At 55.3% G+C, this 320-nt stretch carries 1 protein-coding gene; it reads right to left on the bottom strand.

Features of this window, described 5'->3' with window-relative positions; all coding sequences use genetic code 11:
- Positions 1-320 (bottom strand): head-tail connector protein (locus AB9F29_RS21755; RefSeq protein ID WP_369757229.1); only part of this gene is annotated, 320 nt, incomplete at both ends.

Genomic DNA, 320 nt, shown 5'->3' on the forward strand with positions numbered 1-320 from the left:
ACCTAGAATTCGAACTGTCCGGTAAGGCTCAATCAGCGATGACACACCAAATGGCATAGACCCGCGATTGCCTTCCCCTTCGGTTCGATGCTCGTAGAAATGTGCCGCAAGCAAGAACATCGCTTGGCCCAAATCCGCCGGCATCCCTTCCCACGCACCACGAACTCCAGCCGTGAAAATAACCTCGACAAGACCGCCAAGCGGAACGGTGGGTAGACACGCGCCAGTGGCCTGAATTTTTGGCCGCTGATTATCGCGCTGCAACACATAACGAGTAGGATCAACGAGCGTCGCATCCCCCAAACGATCCTTCACCGTGA

The organism is Falsihalocynthiibacter sp. S25ZX9 (assembly GCF_041205405.1).
Classification (GTDB): domain Bacteria; phylum Pseudomonadota; class Alphaproteobacteria; order Rhodobacterales; family Rhodobacteraceae; genus Falsihalocynthiibacter; species Falsihalocynthiibacter arcticus.